This is a genomic window from Asaia sp. SF2.1, from assembly GCF_000505765.1.
Taxonomy (GTDB): Bacteria; Pseudomonadota; Alphaproteobacteria; order Acetobacterales; family Acetobacteraceae; genus Asaia; species Asaia bogorensis.
In genome coordinates, this window is record NZ_AYXS01000004.1 from 16,400 (window position 1) to 31,072 (window position 14,673).

Genomic DNA, 14,673 nt, shown 5'->3' on the forward strand with positions numbered 1-14,673 from the left:
CATGCGTCGCAAGGGCATGGTTGAGGGCCGCACGCAGGTCGCGCGCCTCGATCATCCATCCGAATGGCGTGGCTTCACCATTTTCGATCGGCGCATCCTCCGGGCCAAAGCGCAGGCCGTGGGGGGAGGCTGGCTCGCCGGGGCGGCCATCACTGACGGTGATACTGCGTATGGGCTGCGAGGGGGAGGGGAGGTGCTGCCAGATACCGGCCGCCACCAGCATGCGGCGTGAGCCTTCGGTAGTGGCATAAGCGCGCCCGTCGAGCGAGGGATGTTCCATGCCCGGCAGGGGAGACCGGTCGATGAGCAGGACCCGAAGCCCCGAGGCCGCAAGGCGACAGGCCAGAGTGGCCCCGACGGGGCCAGCGCCGTTTATGCAGATATCGACCTGTCGCATGGGGTTCATTTCTCCGCAGCATTGTTGACCGTGGCTTTTTTAATGCAGTCGCAGGAAATGGGAAATGGATCGTCATAGACCCTTGCCAATCTCGTTATGAAACTGGCACGATTTATGTTCATGAGAACTGGCGGAGCTGTTTCTATAAACAGAAGCCGTTTGCGGTGCGGAGGAATGTAATGAAGCTCATTACGGCGATTATCAAGCCGTTCAAGCTGGACGACGTCCGTGAAGCGTTGACCCCTTTAGGGGTACAGGGCCTAACGGTTACCGAGATCAAGGGTTTCGGCCGTCAGAAAGGTCAGACGGAGATTTACAGAGGCGCTGAATATCAGGTCAGCTTCTTGCCGAAGGTCAAGATCGAGATCGCTGTCAGTGATGACATCGTCGATGAAGTCGTCGATGCGATTCTCAACGCCGCCCGCACCGGCAAGATCGGCGATGGCAAGATCTTCGTCTCGCCTCTCGACAGCGTCATCCGCATCCGAACCGGCGAAACGGGAGAAACTGCCATATGAGCCGCGTTTTCAAGGCCCTTGCTCCTCTCGCTCTTTGCGCGCTTCCCCTGCCTGCCTTCGCAGCGCCTGCCGCGATTGACACGGGTGACACGGCCTGGATGCTGGTCAGCACCGCTCTTGTGCTGCTGATGACCATTCCGGGTGTCGGCCTGTTCTACGCCGGCATGGTCCGCAAGAAGAATGTTCTTGCGACCCTTATCCAGTCCTTCGCCATCTGCTGTATTGCCAGCATCGTATGGCTGGTGATCGGCTACAGCCTTGCCTTCGGCACGGGCACGCCCTGGATTGGCGATATGTCGCGCTTCATGCTGAACGGCGTGGCCGAGCATATCAGCAAGGGGGTCGATCAGGCCTTCACCATGGGGGCCAATTCGGCCAACCCTGTAGCGATGACGATTCCCGAGAGCGTCTGGGTAATGTTCCAGATGACCTTTGCGATCATCACGCCTGCCCTGATTGCTGGCAGCTTTGCCGAACGCATGAAGTTCTCGGCCCTGTGCGTGTTTACCGTGCTGTGGTCCCTGCTGGTTTATGCGCCGATTGCCCATTGGGTATGGAGCCCGCTCGGCTGGGTGGCCGGTATCGGCGCGGTCGATTTTGCCGGTGGTACTGTCGTTCATATCAACTCGGGTGTCGCGGGTCTTGTCGCTGCCCTCGTGATCGGCAAGCGCCGTGGTATGGGTCATGACGACTTCTCGCCCTTCAACCTGACCTACGCCATCATCGGTGCCTCGCTTCTGTGGGTGGGCTGGTTCGGCTTCAATGCCGGTTCTGCCGGTGGCGCCAATGGCCGTGCAGGCATGGCCATGCTGACCACGCAGATCGCGACCGCAGGTGGTGCAATGGCGTGGATGGCGGCCGAGTGGATCCACTCCCGCAAACCGACGGCTCTTGGCATCATCTCCGGCGCTGTGGCGGGTCTTGTGGCCATTACGCCGGCGGCAGGCTTCGTGCTGGCGGGTCCGGCGCTGATCATCGGCCTGATGGCTGGCGTGGTGTGCTTCTGGGCCTCGGCCATTCTCAAGCCGCGCCTTGGTTATGATGACAGCCTTGATGCCTTTGGTGTGCACGGCACGGGCGGTATCGTAGGCGCTCTGCTGACCGGCGTGTTTGCCTATGGGCCGCTATCGGCAACGGATGCCAACCCGACAGGTGTCGTCGGCTCCTTCGCGCAGTTCGTTCGTCAGGCCGAAGCTGTGGGTGTGACCATCGTCTGGTGCGTGATCTTCACCTTCATCATCCTGAAGGTTATCGATCTCACAATCGGGCTACGTGTCACGCGTGATGAGGAACTCGAAGGTCTGGACATGGTTCTGCATGGTGAGCGGATCAACTGATCCGCACTCTTTACCCAACGGGAATTTGCCAATGGCGCTGAAACTCTCTCATGGCCACGTTCTGCTGGCCGGTCTCATGCTCGGTGGAGCGGCCTGTGCCAGCTCCCCCGCCCTGGCGCTGACGGCGAAGGAATGTCATGCGAAGTTTCAGGCTGCCGAGAAAGCTGGCACCCTGAATGGCCAGAAATACAAGGATTTCAAGGCTGCCCAGTGTGGCGATGTCTCGACCAGCACCGCGCAGACATCCATGGCTCCGGCCGAAAAGGAAGCAGCGGCAGACAAGCCTGTAACCACCGAGGCACCCGCCTCACCGGGGGCAGGAATCGCTTCGAAGCCTTCCACGACAGCGTCTGGCAACGTGGTATTTCCGACCTCTGTCTCCGCTGCCTATGCCAAGCTCCCGGCGGGCAAGGCACGCATGAAGACCTGCCTCGACCAGTATCATGCGAACCAGCAATCCGGCGGCAACGGTTCTCTGAAATGGATCCAGAAGGGCGGCGGGTATTACTCTCAATGCAACGCCAAGCTGAAATAAGCAAAAAGGCCCGGAAACGGGCCTTTTTTATTGGGGCACATACAAAACAATAGAAGGGCGGCCATAGATGCCTCCTGCGAGATCAGGCTGGCATTCACGCAAGGTCTGTCCGAATTTGAGATTCTACGTTTCGCTCCATCATCGGGCGTAGCACGTCACAGTAGCGAGTTTTCTCAATCGGATGCAGAGTGGAACGCGGCGTGTTGCCGAGCTCATCGTATTGCATAATAACTCCCAAGATATGATGATCAGGAAGTGTGCCCGTATCTGGAGATATGGCCGGACTTTCCGTTCAGGTCTAGCGTTTGGTCCCGTTCATCTGTGGTATCTCGTCGCGTCGCAATAGTGCTGTTCCACACTATGCTTATCGTTATTTGAGTAATCGCCCCTTATTGTCGGTTATTGCAGTTTTTTCGCTCCTCAGTTCGCCGCCAGACACGTCGCGCAAGATGCTTCCTCAACAATAGACGGTCGGGCTTTTTGCCTGTCTGGGACGACGATTGCGCGAGTCACATAGGGTGCGAATGTGAACGTGCGAAATTTCGGACGGTCTCGTCTGCTAGTGACGTATAAGTGTGGGCCAAACACGCAATTATGCGCTGACAGGCGCATAGTTTCTCTTCCAAGCTTCATGACACAACTTCCGATTCCTGATTTTTTCTTCGAGGAATTTGTCATGACGCTGAGAGCCACCCCCGAAAATCAGCCCGGGGTCAGATTTTTTCTGGATACTGCAGATCGCGATGCCCTTCGACGCTGGTTGCCTACAGGGCTGTTTCATGGCGTCACAACCAACCCGACCATTCTTGACCGGGCGGGCCTGCCCTGCACCCTCGCGACCATTGCACCGCTGGTGAGCGATATCCTCGGCTATCCGGTCAGTGAGGTGCAGGCCCAATGCTGGGGGGTGGAAACAGAGAGGCTGATTGAGACCGGATTGGCGCTGGCGGCGCTCGATCCGCGTATGGTCGTCAAGGTCCCGATCACCGAGAACGGCATACGTGCTGTTTCGGCGTTGCATGCCTATGGTGTGCGGACGACCCTGACCGCTGTTTATGCAGCGCATCAGGCCCTTACGGCTGCTGCTGCGGGTTCGGATTACGTGGCTCCCTATTTTGGCCGGATTGGTGATCATGGGGGCGATGCCTTCGCAATCGTCACGGCCATGCAGCGCATCCTGCACGCTTGCGGGCGTCCGACGCGTCTGCTCGTTGCAAGCTTGCGAAAAGCTGATGACCTCGCGGCTCTTGCGGCCTCGGGGTGCGATACCTTCACCTTCAGCCCGGCTGTCGCTGAGCAATTATTCAGCGATCCGCTGACGACAGACGCAGCGGCGGCTTTCGAGAAAACAGCTGCAGGTCAGTGACCGCGCTCTCCAGTGGACCGTGCCCGCCTGCTGCTGCGAGCATACGGGGCGTAGTCAGTATCAGTTCTCTGATGGCGGGCTGATGTCTCGCTGAAAGTCTGGTCATGAGTGGTTCAGTCTTGTGTCTTGGTGAAGCCCTTATCGACTTCATTCCGGTCGACTTGCCAGACGGGCCATCAGGAAAAGGGGGGGCTTATCGGTCCTGTCCGGGCGGCTCTTCCTACAACGTAGCGCGTGCGTTGGGGCGTCTGGGCATCAAGACCTGGTTCGGTAGAGCCGTCTCGACAGATCTGTTTGGCGACCAGCTTGTCGCTGCACTTGAGCAGAGCCGGGTTAGGCTGGACTTTCTGCAGAGGCTCGATGCGCCCTCCACCCTCGGCTTTGTCAATCTCGATCAGGCTGAACCGGCCTACACGTTTTTTGATGAGGGAGCGGCCGATCGCCTGTGTGAGACCATGCCGGACAGTGAGGATCTCTCATGCGTGGGGACCTTTCATTTCGGGTCGATCGCCCTGATAAGAGAACCCGCAGCGAGCGCCTATGAGGCGCTTTTCATGCGGGAGGCCGGTGGGGCGAGGCTCATCAGTTTTGACCCGAACATCCGCGCGTCTCTGGTCCGTGATGAACAGGGTTATCGCACCCGTATGCAGCGCCTCCTGCATCATGCCGATATTATCAAGATCAGCGGGGCTGATCTGGACTGGCTCTATCCGGGTATCGCTCATGAGCATGCAGCGCGCGATTGGCTTGGCCACCGGGCACGTCTCGTGGTGATCACACATGGCAAGGAGGGTGTCAGCGGCTGGACGCCCACAGCGCAGGCTCATGCCAGCGCCATACCCACCAATGTGGTCGACACGGTGGGTGCGGGCGACAGCTTCATGGCGGGGTTGCTTGCGGGTCTATCCGACACAGGGTTTCTGGCGCCGGAGGCTTTGGAAACGCTTGATGAGGGAGCCCTGCATACGGCCCTTGCCTATGGGCAGACCATCGCCAGTGCAACTTGCGCGCGTCGCGGTGCCGACTCACCGTGGCGAGAGTCGCCTCGAGAACGACCGTCATAATCAGCCTGCAGTGCTGATTTCAAATCACTGAATTCGAGTATGGGAGAGACGATAGAGAAGAATCATATGTCGCTGGAGGTCTTGCTTGCATTGCGGCCCATCATTTCGGAGAGGGGACGACCACAGTCATCTTTCCATTCGACCCATCCGTTGGTTGAGCGACCATTCACCATGGTTCCTGCCGCACTTGGTGAGTTGAAACTCAAATCGGTGAGAAAGCAGAGGCGTTCCTCAATGACCTGCAGATGGCCGTTATCGAGGAGATCTTGGCGCTTCTTTTGGGTGGCTGGGGTAAGAGATAAATGGGAGCTTGGAGCACGCCCCCATGAACCCTTTAAAACGATAAAGCCCGTTTCTGTATAGACACCTGTCGCATTAGCTTTTTCATTACGAAGGTAAACGGTCTTTTTGGGGTGATCGCGCTCAGTTATTCGAGAAAGATGACTTACTTCTTCGAGGCTATGCTTGGCGGCTTTGTTGCTGACAAGCGCTTCAAAAACAGGGTGTCCGAGCGTCGTTAGGAGGATATCGATCGTCTCGAAAATCTCGCGACATTCAGCTTCCATCGCGGCCGGGGTGTGCGGGCGTGTGCCTGTTGTGCTGTTCTCCAGCTTGCAGCGGCCCGCCTGCGCGGCGCGGCTGATTGCCAGCCATTCCAGATAATGCGCATGGGTTACCGTAAGACTATGCGTCAGTGAGAGGGCAACGAGGGCGCGGTTCCAGAAATCCTTGCCGTCATGGTGCTGCTTGAGCCGTGCGCCCAGATTACCCGTCTGACCAATATAAGCCTTGGCATGGCCCGTCTCATCATCCTCACCGAACAGAAGGTAGAGCCCCACATGGCCCGCTTCCGACATGGCAAGAAAGTCAGCCAGCCTGAGGCGAGGAATCTCGATCAACTGAACAATGCGGGTTGTGATCGAGGCAATGCGTATGCCCTGCGGGTCACCATCGGGAAGGAAGATCTGGATCGTCTGGGGATGGGCCATGGGGCTCTTTTTCTTCATTGCTGGCAAATTGCGGCTCTGTCCGGATAGGGCCGCGATAAAGGTTTCTGACGCATTCGGGTCATACCCGTAAAGGCCAGGGGAGCGCTCTCCTCTCGGCCTGCGGCTTCGAGGGGCGAGGCCGGACAGCAATTGGGGCGGCCTGTCCGTAGTGCAGAATTGCGAAAGGCCATTACAACGCACAGGGCCTGACAGGTCATTCAGGCCCTCTTGTCGGCAAGATCGCTCAGGGCAGGGGCTTGCCGCTCAGCGGAGGCTGGGGGGCGGCCACCAGCCTGTCCATCAGATCCTCAAAGCGGGGCACGTCGATTTTCTGCACCACGATTGTCCGGCCCTCACCGAGGCCGGGCTGATAGCCGGGCGACCACGAGATAATATCGCCATAAGACGGGCCGAACTGCGTGTTTACGTCAACATAGAGGTCGGCTTTCTGGGTGATCAGGCCCGGATTGAGCCAGACAGCTGCAGCAATTTCATCCCAGAGCGGGAAGCCCGGCTCGCGGGTCTTGAGGGAGCGCGAAACCGGGGTGTCGGAGCGCGAAAGGCGCTTGAGCAGATCGGGGGTCAGCTCGGTATCTGTCGAGGGGTCGGCCGGGATCATGGTGATCCGGGGCCAGGGCGCGCGCAGGGCAATGCTTGCAGCCTCAGGGTCGAAGCGAATGTTGAATTCGCGCCTTGGTGCATTGAGGAATTCGCGTGCGAACTGATGGGCAACTTCATCAGGGCGTGTCTGACGCGGGTTGAGACTGCCGCCCATATAGACCAACTCCTTGGCGAGCGAGGCAAATTCCGGGTCGAGGCGTTGGGCCAGAGCCAGATTGGTCAGCGGTCCCGTGGCGATGATCGCCACCTGATGCGGGTAGCGATGCACCATGTCGATCATGAAATCAGCAGCGCGTTCGTGTTGCGCCTTGATGGTCGGATTGCCCTGAGGCAGGTCCGGCACGACATCCGGACTGTGATAGGGTGGGAGTTTCTGAAGAGTGGGCTCTACCCAGTGCTTCATCCACACGCCTTTCCAGACCAGCTTGCCGTAAAGGGTCTCCCAGCGCTCGGTCTGCGCTTCGGTGTTCACCAGTGGATAGGTGGCCCCTGTATAGACAGGCAGATCAGGCCGGCCGGCAATTTCCACACCACGAAGCGCATCGGCTGTGGCTTCTTTCGCCCAGGCATCGCCTGTCACAGTCGTGACGCCCAGAACTTTCACATTTGGCGCCTTGATGACCATCCACTGGGCGAGGGCAAACCCGTCATCATCGAGAATGACCAGGCGTGGCTCGGCATGCGCCGCACTGATGGCAACCCCATTGAAGGCGACAAGGCCAAGCAGAGCGAGTGAGGCTATGCCCATACGCGCGATACCGGCATCCCGGCCACGTCGCGCGGCGGGCATCAGTCTCGAAAAATTCGGTTTGCAGCGCATGTGCCGTTACTTCCCTGGTTCATTGTCCTGCATCGGGCTCCTGACTCGGAGGGGGCGCCTTTCGACCCGACCAACGAAGCAATAGTTGTTTGCAATGAGACAGGCGCAAGGCGCAATCCGCCCTGGCGACGATGCGTGATCAAAACGAACGAAGGCGGACAGGGCGGGGAGGCACTGGAAGGAACTCTCCGATTGCAGATCGTGCGTACAGATCGCAGAGCGTCCGGTCTCGTCACCACGCGGCAACAGGTAATACTGATTGCCACGAATAGCCCGAAGTGCGTTGGCGCATCGACTGAAAGTGATTGAGTATTTTCAAGGGAGGGGACCTGGTGGAGAGAGTTGGATTCGAACCAACGTAGGCGTACACCAGCGGATTTACAGTCCGCCCCCTTTAGCCACTCGGGCATCTCTCCAGGTCGGGACGGGGAATATGGCGGATCAGGATTGGTGTCAACAAGCTTTCTTCATTTTTGTTGCATGACGGGCGGCTTGCTTTCATAGAGCGCTCATGTCCAGACGCCCTTCACGCTCATCCGCCTCGCGCGCTGCCCGCGCTTCTGAAAACCGCGCTCCAGAGGATCGTCCCTCTGGCGAACGCTCTTTCGAGGGGCGTTCTTCAGGCGGCCGTTCCTCCGGTGGGCGCTCATCCGCCGCCGGATACTGGATGTATGGCCTGCATGCCGTTGAAGCAGCCCTGCGCAATGCAGAGCGCGACGTGCACGAACTCCTGGTCACGAAAGAAGCCCTCTCGGCACTCGAAGCCAGACAGGTCCCGATCCGTATTTCCCCCAACGTGGTCGAGCGCCAGCGACTGGATCATCTTTGTGAGCGTGACGCCGTGCATCAGGGTGTCTGCATGCGCGTCGAACCCTTGACCCCGCCCTATCTCGATGACGTCCTGTCCGGCCGCGAAGGGCCCTTGCTGATTCTCGATCAGGTAACCGATCCGCGCAATATCGGTGCGATATTGCGGTCGGCAGCGGCATTCGGGGCAGCTGCTCTTGTGGTGCAGGATCGCAATACACCTCAGGAAGGCGGGGCGCTGGCCAAGGCGGCCTCAGGAGCGCTGGATGTCGTGCCCATTCTGCGTGAGGTCAATCTCTCGCGCATCATTGCCCAGCTGCAAAACGCCGGTCTCTGGACGGTGGGTCTGGATGCGGGTGGTTCGGTGCTGAATGGTCAGGGTTTTGCGGGTCGTCGCGTGGCTCTGGTGCTGGGTGCGGAAGGGGCGGGCCTCCGGCGTCTGACCCGGGAAAGCTGCGATGAGATCGCCAGCGTCTACATGCCCGGTGACATGGAAAGCCTCAACGTTTCCAATGCTGCCGCTGTGGCGCTTTATGAGCTGGTTCGCCCGGCCTGACTTCCTGCAGGTTTGAGGCATGACCCCTTGTCATGCCAGACCTGCTACGTGACGGCATCCGTGCTCGCGGCTCGATGCATATGGCGGGAGTGCCCATCGCTGTAGAGCCTGGAGCATGAGTCCCCATAGCGTGGGTGGACCGGGTCATCCGTCAGGGAATTCCATCAGCACGGATGATGGTCTAGTCTGATTGCTCCAAGGACATGTTTCCGGGAGGGATCACTTCCATGAAAGCAGTTGGCTACAAGGCGCCCGGTGCGCCTGATGTCTTGCAGGACATTACCCTGCCCGACCCTCCGGCCCCGAAAGGGCACGACCTGCTCGTGCGGGTCAGGGCGGTCTCGATCAATCCCGTCGATACCAAGATACGTGTGCGGGCCGGTGCGCTGGATGGCGAGGCATGGCGCGTTCTGGGCTGGGATGCCGCCGGAATCGTCGAGGCCACGGGCCCGGAGGTCCGTTTCTTCAAACCGGGTGACAAGGTGTTCTATGCCGGTGCCCTGATGCGCCAGGGCAGCAATGCCGAGATGCAGACGGTCGATGAGAGACTGGTCGGCCATATGCCGGACCGTCTCGATTGGGGGCAGGCCGCGTCGCTGCCGCTGACCAGCGTGACAGCATGGGAAATGCTCTTTGACCGCATGGCGGTCACCAACCTGACGAAAGGCGTCCTGCTGGTTGTTGGCGGCGCTGGGGGTGTGGGCTCGATCCTCATTCAGTTGGCCCGCAAGCTGACGGGTCTTACCGTCATCGCCACAGCATCACGGGATGAAACGCGTGACTGGGTGCTCCGGATGGGCGCACATCATGTGATCGACCATCGACAGGACATGGCAGCCCAGATACGGGCCCTTGGTTTCGAGCAGGTAACCCATATCGCCGCTCTGACGGCAACGGACCGCCATCAGGCTTTTTATGAGGAAATCCTGGCGCCTCAGGGGCATCTGAGCGTGATCGACGATCCCACGCATTTCGATATCGTGGGGTTCAAGAAGAAGAGCGCCACGATCTCATGGGAATTCATGTTTACACGCTCGCTTTTCGCCACGCCCGATCAGGCGAGACAACATGATATTCTCGAGCAGGTCTCCTCGCTTGTTCAGTCCGGGGATGTGGTGGCGACAGAGTATCACCGGGCTCAGGGCCTCAGTGCTGCGGCACTGGGCAGGCTGCATAGCGAGAGCGAGAGCGGAAAGAGCATCGGTAAATCTGTGCTGGTGTTCTGACGTCCGATACACCGGCGCAGCCCGGCGCTTTTCAATCCGGCGCGCTGGACGGCAGGATCAGCACAGGATGAGCGCTCCGCTCTCGCGGGCTTGTGCGCTGCGCCAGAACATGCCGCCTTCCAGCCTTTCGCGCATGGCAGGCGGCAGTATCGAGCGTCTGGGCTCAGGTGCAACACGGGGGCGCAGCGCGTGCAGACCCGGTGTGCCGAGAGCCTGATCGAATTTGTCCGTATCGGGTGTCACCACATGGTCGGGATCGTAGTCATGAGGTGGCAGTCCCAGCGCCCGTGTCAGGCTGTCCAGAGCCTGACATGGTGAGCGGATCAGATAATCGTAATCTACCAGAATGAGCCGATGCGCGTAGGGGCCGTGGAACGCCTCAATCAGGACGCGCCACGCATAGCCAAAGACGCCCTCGGGTGAGAGGATATAGTCCAGCCGGTCATGCTGCGTGGCCCTTCTGGAAAGTGGTACGAGATTGGAGGAAAGGACCGGATCGCGCACGATCAGCCGCTCCAGCGAGTCGAGAATCCAGATTGGATCACGCACGCAGCAAATGACTTTGGCTTGTGGAAATACGGCATCGATCAGCCCCATCCGGGCGCACCAGTCGCGATGCGTGTCGATGACGATCTGCTGGGGGTCGGTGATGGCGTAGTAGCTCTCCAGCAAGCGGCGCATCACACGGTCCCTTTTCGCCGCATCGAAATCACCGGCGTAATCTCCCTCAGCCATCAGGGACGCGACACGCAGCATCATGGGGGCGACGGGTGAACTGCGCCCCGACGTTACAATGGCGGGGTTCTGGGCCAGAAGGGCTGAGAGCAGCGTGGACGCTGAGCGAGGCAGGCCGGCGATGAAATGAACGGCATTGGCATGGGGCATAAGGGGGGGTTTCCACGATGAGGGGCATGGCTCGCGTAGAGGGCACCTTATGGCTGTGCAATTGGGTGTCCGAACCTCACTATGTTGCCAAAATATCACGCCAAAGACAAAAACCTTTTGCACGCTGGGGCGATAGTGCTGAACAGAGAAGCTGTCAGGCCTCAGGGTCACATGTCACTTTTCGTTACTGAATGAAATATAGGGTCGGTCCAGCACTGCTGGCTGGCAGATCCGTCAGAAGGAAGAAGCGATCAATGGGTATCTTCAGCACGATCATGAGCAAGATCTTCGGTCACGCGGAGGCAGCCCCTGCCAGCGGTTCGAATGGAGCGGCTTCTGGCTCTGAAGCACCTGCTGCACCGGGTTCCACCACGCCGACGGCACCGAGTGCGCCGGTCGATGTCGACGCAGTGCTGACCCAGATGGCAGCCGATAAGGGCCAGGCGCTCAACTGGCGCACGTCGATTGTCGATCTGCTTAAGCTGCTCGACATGGATAGCTCGCTCGATGCCCGCAAGCATCTGGCGCAGGAGCTGCATTACACGGAAAGCACCGAGGACACGGCCAGCATGAATGTCTGGCTCATTCGTCAGGTCATGCAGAAGCTGGCCGAAAACGGCGGCAAGGTTCCGGAAGAGCTTCGTCACTAAGGGCCTTCACGCCCTCATAATCATCCAGCCGGAAAAGGGAGCCTATGGCTCCCTTTTTCCTTTGCAGTCAGGCCTTTCCCGACAGCAATGAAAACACATGTAGGTGCCTGAAAATCAGACCGCGAACTCGCGAATTATGCGATGCAGTTCGGTGGGATCTTCCACAAGCATGGCCTGACGGTAGAGAGCATCACAGGAATCAAGGCTGAGCGAACGGATCATGCGCTTGACCGGTGGGAGAAGCGCCGCCGACATCGAGAATGAGCGCAGCCCCATACCGATCAGCAGGGCGACGGCGCGCGGGTCCGATGCCATCTCGCCACAGACACAGACGGGTCGGTGCGCGCGAAGCGCCTCGTCAATCGTGAGGCGAAGCAATCGGAGCAGAGCAGGGTGCAGGGTTGTGTAGAGCTCGGAACCCATGGCAGCAGTCCGATCGACGGCGAGCGTGTACATCGTCAGGTCGTTGGTGCCGAGCGCCAGAAACTCGGCCTGTCGCACCAGGGCACCCGCCGTCAGGGCAGCAGCCGGCGTCTCGATCATCACGCCAAGCGGTGGCAGATCGGCAGGAAGTTTCACGCCACGACGACGCAGCCTTTTGGCGCAGCGTTCGTAGATCTGTCGGGTGGCGATAACCTCGTTCACCGAGCTGACCATGGGCAGAAGAATGCGTAGCTGGCCGTGCAGGCTGGCGCGCAGAATGGCGCAGAGCTGCGTTTCGAGAATTTCCGGATGACGAAGCAGCAGACGCAGGCCACGCACGCCAAGCGCCGGGTTTTCCTCTTCCTCTTCGCCCTGAATCCCAAGCTGGCGCAGCCGCGACAGCCCTTTTTCACCACCCCAGTCCAGCACCCTGATGGTGGTGGTCATGTTGGGCATGTCGGCGACGATGCCGGAATACACCTCGTACTGCCCATCCTCATCGGGCAGGGGGGTAGTTTCATCGAACAGGAATTCGGTTCGCAGCAGGCCAATCCCTGCTGCGCCGTTGCGATGCAGCAGGGGGAGTTCATTCGGGATCTCGACATTGGCCAGCAACTCGACATCCTCGCCGCTCACCAGTCGGCTGGGCAGGCGTCGTAATCTGCCAATTCCCTTTCGCTCCCTGGCCTCCTCGGCCATTGCCGAGCGTGCCTCAGCCAGCGTGGTCGAGTCCGGGTGCAGGATAACCCTGCCGTTCGACCCGTCCACAATCAGCAGATCACCGTCATTGATGCGATCAGTCAGATTGGGAATGGCAAGAATGGCAGGCACATTGAGCGCACGCAGCATGATGGCGGTATGGTCGGTCACCCCGCCGCCTTCCGAAAGCACTGCTGCAATACGGTTCGGGTCAATGACGGCGGCATCGGCCGGTCTGATCTGCTCGGCAACGAGAATGGAGCCGCCCTGGACATCGGAGAATGCCTTGAACGAAACACCGGTCAGATTACGCAGGAGCCGTCTGGCCACCTCGCGAAACTCGCCCTGACGACGCCTTGCGCTTTCGATTTCCTCTTCAGGCATGTCGGGCTGCGGCCCGGCCATGGCCGCCAATGCGTCGCTTTCGATCTGCACAGCGGCTTCGGCGGTCAGCCCGTCTTCCCCAATCCGGCGATGCGCCGCCCGAACGAGGCGCGAATGGTTAAGCATGCGCTCATACACCGAAAGCAGCGCATCGATTTCGATACGCCCTTCTTCCGGCAGGGCATTGAGTTTGGTGCGCAGCTTGCGGAGCTGCTTGAGCGTGAGAGCTATGGCCTCATCCAGCCGCGCCCGCTCTGCGTCACTTCCCAGCAGGGAGGGGAGTGCCTCAATAACAGGCAGGGGGCGCTCATAGGTCAGGCTGGCGCGCGCGATGACGACACCTGCCGAAATCCCGACACCCTGCAGGATTTGCATGGGGAGGTCGGTATCAGGCTGGACAACTTCGCTCGACGGGCGGCGCAGTCGCTTAATCACGTTCACCAAAGCCGTCAGCAACGAGGGCGATCAGGGCATCGAGCGCCGCGCTGGCCTGGGGGCCCTTGGCTGAGAGCAATATGGTCTCACCCCGGCCCGCGCCAAGCATCATCAGCCCCATGATGGACAGGGCAGACACGGTCTGGCCATGACGGCTGACCTCAACATCAGCCTTGAAGCCTTCGGCCGCTGTGACGAATTTTGCTGCGGCCCGGGCATGCAGGCCCAGGCGATTGACGATCGTGACATCGCGCTCAAGGGTCGGGCCCGAAACCGTGCCCGACATCAACGGGCAACCTGGCGCAGGGGTGTAATCAGCGGGGTGAGGGGGGGAACATAGCTCATGGTCGTCGTCACAACCATTTCACAGCTCTTGCCACCCTGCAAACAGGAAGGCGGCAGCTCATAGGCGGCGGCAATGTATTTGCGTCCCGCAAGAGTGGCCAGCTCGGCACATTCGGCAAGGCTGCGTGTGCAGCGCGTCTTGGCAAGCTTGACCAGCATCGGCACGTTGACACCGGCTAGCACCTCCACGAGGCCTTCCTGACGCAGCGAAAGGGCCAGATTGGAAGGGGTACTGCCAAACATGTCAGTCAGGAGAAGAACGCCGTCGCTTGTATCGACCGAGGCGATGGCAGCGCCGAGACGGGCTCTCGCGGCAACCACATCATCGTCGGGGCTGACACCCATGACTTCTATCTGTGGCTGGGGCCCGACCACATGGGTCACGATTTCAAGGAGAGACTGAGCCAGGGAACCGTGGGTAACAAGAACGATCCCGATCATCGGGGCATTCCTTCAAGGGGTGCATGACGCCATTTTCGTAGCGACCCCAAGAGATATTGGTCATCCATCACGGTAATCAAGACGGCTCTGTCCGTATCTGTTCATCCGGTATGGCAAGTTGCTGAGGGGCGCGAACCCATCGCCATGAGCTGCGTCCCTGACGTGCCAGTTCCCG

15 protein-coding genes and 1 tRNA gene are annotated in these 14,673 nt (G+C 59.7%); 8 read left to right on the forward strand and 8 right to left on the reverse strand.

The annotated features are described in order from the left end of the window. Positions 1-397 (reverse strand): FAD-dependent monooxygenase (locus P792_RS38255; protein ID WP_031240118.1); only part of this gene is annotated, 397 nt, incomplete at its 3' end. Positions 398-576: 179 nt separating this feature from the next. Between P792_RS38255 and glnK the strand changes: the two genes are divergently transcribed. The 5 genes from glnK (at position 577) to P792_RS23925 (ending at position 5,217) form a co-directional block, all read left to right on the forward strand. Further along, the gene (gene glnK / locus P792_RS23905) at positions 577-915 is read left to right on the forward strand and encodes a P-II family nitrogen regulator (RefSeq protein ID WP_023977809.1); all 339 of its coding nucleotides are present in this window, start codon (positions 577-579) and stop codon (positions 913-915) included. After that, positions 912-2,252, forward strand: coding sequence for an ammonium transporter (locus P792_RS23910; RefSeq protein ID WP_023977810.1), 1,341 nt, complete (start codon positions 912-914; stop codon positions 2,250-2,252). Before glnK ends, P792_RS23910 begins: the two co-directional genes overlap by 4 nt. Positions 2,253-2,283: 31 nt before the next feature. Then, positions 2,284-2,787: a hypothetical protein gene (locus P792_RS23915; protein WP_023977811.1), complete on the forward strand. Its 504-nt coding sequence runs from the start codon at positions 2,284-2,286 to the stop codon at positions 2,785-2,787. 676 nt (positions 2,788-3,463) lie between these two features. Beyond that, positions 3,464-4,153 carry a transaldolase family protein gene (locus tag P792_RS23920; protein ID WP_031240120.1) on the forward strand — a complete coding sequence of 230 codons (690 nt, stop codon included), beginning with the start codon at positions 3,464-3,466 and terminating at the stop codon, positions 4,151-4,153. Positions 4,154-4,257: 104 nt separating this feature from the next. Beyond that, entirely contained in the window at positions 4,258-5,217 is a 960-nt protein-coding gene (locus tag P792_RS23925; RefSeq protein WP_023977813.1) for a carbohydrate kinase, read from the forward strand. Positions 5,218-5,279: 62 nt separating this feature from the next. On the opposite strand, the gene P792_RS23930 is transcribed toward P792_RS23925, so the two are convergent. From P792_RS23930 to P792_RS23940, 3 genes are all read right to left on the reverse strand, one after another. Next, entirely contained in the window at positions 5,280-6,206 is a 927-nt protein-coding gene (locus P792_RS23930; RefSeq protein WP_023977814.1) for a GIY-YIG nuclease family protein, read from the reverse strand. 244 nt (positions 6,207-6,450) lie between these two features. Then, entirely contained in the window at positions 6,451-7,647 is a 1,197-nt protein-coding gene (locus P792_RS23935) for a nucleoside hydrolase (protein ID WP_023977815.1), read from the reverse strand. A gap of 330 nt (positions 7,648-7,977) precedes the next feature. After that, positions 7,978-8,063, reverse strand: a tRNA-Tyr gene (locus P792_RS23940). Positions 8,064-8,158: 95 nt separating this feature from the next. Between P792_RS23940 and rlmB the strand changes: the two genes are divergently transcribed. After that, entirely contained in the window at positions 8,159-9,010 is an 852-nt protein-coding gene (gene rlmB / locus P792_RS23945) for a 23S rRNA (guanosine(2251)-2'-O)-methyltransferase RlmB (protein WP_023977816.1), read from the forward strand. A gap of 227 nt (positions 9,011-9,237) precedes the next feature. Further along, the gene (locus P792_RS23950; RefSeq protein WP_023977817.1) at positions 9,238-10,236 is read left to right on the forward strand and encodes a zinc-binding alcohol dehydrogenase family protein; all 999 of its coding nucleotides are present in this window, start codon (positions 9,238-9,240) and stop codon (positions 10,234-10,236) included. A 57-nt stretch (positions 10,237-10,293) separates the two neighbouring features. On the opposite strand, the gene P792_RS23955 is transcribed toward P792_RS23950, so the two are convergent. After that, complete coding sequence (locus P792_RS23955) at positions 10,294-11,121, reverse strand: sulfotransferase (RefSeq protein WP_023977818.1); 828 nt, start codon at positions 11,119-11,121, stop codon at positions 10,294-10,296. A gap of 254 nt (positions 11,122-11,375) precedes the next feature. Here P792_RS23955 and P792_RS23960 point away from each other — a divergent pair, with 254 nt between their 5' ends. Continuing rightward, positions 11,376-11,771 carry a DUF3597 domain-containing protein gene (locus tag P792_RS23960; protein WP_023977819.1) on the forward strand — a complete coding sequence of 132 codons (396 nt, stop codon included), beginning with the start codon at positions 11,376-11,378 and terminating at the stop codon, positions 11,769-11,771. A gap of 114 nt (positions 11,772-11,885) precedes the next feature. On the opposite strand, the gene ptsP is transcribed toward P792_RS23960, so the two are convergent. From ptsP to P792_RS23975, 3 genes are read right to left on the reverse strand one after another with little or no spacing between them, the layout of a single operon-like run. Then, positions 11,886-13,652, reverse strand: a complete 1,767-nt coding sequence (gene ptsP / locus P792_RS23965) for a phosphoenolpyruvate--protein phosphotransferase (protein ID WP_051395798.1) — start codon at positions 13,650-13,652, stop codon at positions 11,886-11,888. A 52-nt stretch (positions 13,653-13,704) separates the two neighbouring features. Next, a complete protein-coding gene (locus tag P792_RS23970) occupies positions 13,705-13,998 on the reverse strand; it encodes an HPr family phosphocarrier protein (RefSeq protein WP_023977821.1) in 294 nt (97 codons plus the stop codon). Continuing rightward, on the reverse strand, positions 13,998-14,498 hold the full coding sequence (locus P792_RS23975; protein WP_023977822.1) for a PTS sugar transporter subunit IIA: 501 nt from the start codon (positions 14,496-14,498) through the stop codon (positions 13,998-14,000). Before P792_RS23975 ends, P792_RS23970 begins: the two co-directional genes overlap by 1 nt. Positions 14,499-14,673 lie beyond the last annotated feature (175 nt).

Excerpts from the sequence above, each read along its gene's own strand:
- P792_RS23975 (WP_023977822.1), bottom strand. The coding sequence starts at position 14,498 with ATGATCGGGATCGTTCTTGTTACCCACGGTTCCCTGGCTCAGTCTCTC.
- P792_RS23915 (WP_023977811.1), top strand. The coding sequence starts at position 2,284 with ATGGCGCTGAAACTCTCTCATGGCCACGTTCTGCTGGCCGGTCTCATG.
- P792_RS23920 (WP_031240120.1), top strand. The coding sequence starts at position 3,464 with ATGACGCTGAGAGCCACCCCCGAAAATCAGCCCGGGGTCAGATTTTTT.
- P792_RS23935 (WP_023977815.1), bottom strand. The coding sequence starts at position 7,647 with ATGCGCTGCAAACCGAATTTTTCGAGACTGATGCCCGCCGCGCGACGT.
- glnK (WP_023977809.1), top strand. The coding sequence starts at position 577 with ATGAAGCTCATTACGGCGATTATCAAGCCGTTCAAGCTGGACGACGTC.
- ptsP (WP_051395798.1), bottom strand. The coding sequence starts at position 13,652 with ATGCAAATCCTGCAGGGTGTCGGGATTTCGGCAGGTGTCGTCATCGCG.
- P792_RS23960 (WP_023977819.1), top strand. The coding sequence starts at position 11,376 with ATGGGTATCTTCAGCACGATCATGAGCAAGATCTTCGGTCACGCGGAG.
- P792_RS23950 (WP_023977817.1), top strand. The coding sequence starts at position 9,238 with ATGAAAGCAGTTGGCTACAAGGCGCCCGGTGCGCCTGATGTCTTGCAG.
- rlmB (WP_023977816.1), top strand. The coding sequence starts at position 8,159 with ATGTCCAGACGCCCTTCACGCTCATCCGCCTCGCGCGCTGCCCGCGCT.
- P792_RS23955 (WP_023977818.1), bottom strand. The coding sequence starts at position 11,121 with ATGCCCCATGCCAATGCCGTTCATTTCATCGCCGGCCTGCCTCGCTCA.
- P792_RS23910 (WP_023977810.1), top strand. The coding sequence starts at position 912 with ATGAGCCGCGTTTTCAAGGCCCTTGCTCCTCTCGCTCTTTGCGCGCTT.
- P792_RS23970 (WP_023977821.1), bottom strand. The coding sequence starts at position 13,998 with ATGTCGGGCACGGTTTCGGGCCCGACCCTTGAGCGCGATGTCACGATC.
- P792_RS23925 (WP_023977813.1), top strand. The coding sequence starts at position 4,258 with ATGAGTGGTTCAGTCTTGTGTCTTGGTGAAGCCCTTATCGACTTCATT.
- P792_RS23930 (WP_023977814.1), bottom strand. The coding sequence starts at position 6,206 with ATGGCCCATCCCCAGACGATCCAGATCTTCCTTCCCGATGGTGACCCG.